This is a genomic window from Undibacterium sp. Tian12W (assembly GCF_049339405.1).
In the GTDB taxonomy this organism is placed as follows: Bacteria; Pseudomonadota; Gammaproteobacteria; order Burkholderiales; family Burkholderiaceae_D; genus Undibacterium.
In genome coordinates this window covers 1-231 of the sequence record NZ_JBMPPK010000102.1, presented here as the reverse complement: position 1 = coordinate 231, position 231 = coordinate 1, and the positions used below count along the sequence as shown (strand labels likewise).

The following is a 231-nucleotide window of genomic DNA, read 5'->3' as shown; positions in this document are numbered from 1 at the left end:
CAGTGCCGGATGAAACAACAGTGTGCAAATTCCGGCATCTGCTGGAGCGCCATGACCTTGGCAAACGAATCTTCGAAGAAGTAGGCCGTCATTTGCAGGAGCGGGGAATGAAAGTGTCGGGCGGCACCATCGTCGATGCTACGATCATTTCAGCACCTTCTTCCACCAAGAACAAAGAAGGCAAACGTGATCCGGAAATGCGCCAGACCAAAAAAGGCAATCAATGGTATT

Annotated in this window: 1 pseudogene; it reads left to right on the top strand. The window is 50.6% G+C overall.

Going from position 1 to position 231, the window contains the following annotated elements:
• A pseudogene (locus tag ACO0LI_RS30795) lies at positions 1-231 on the top strand (IS5/IS1182 family transposase); the annotation flags it as partial.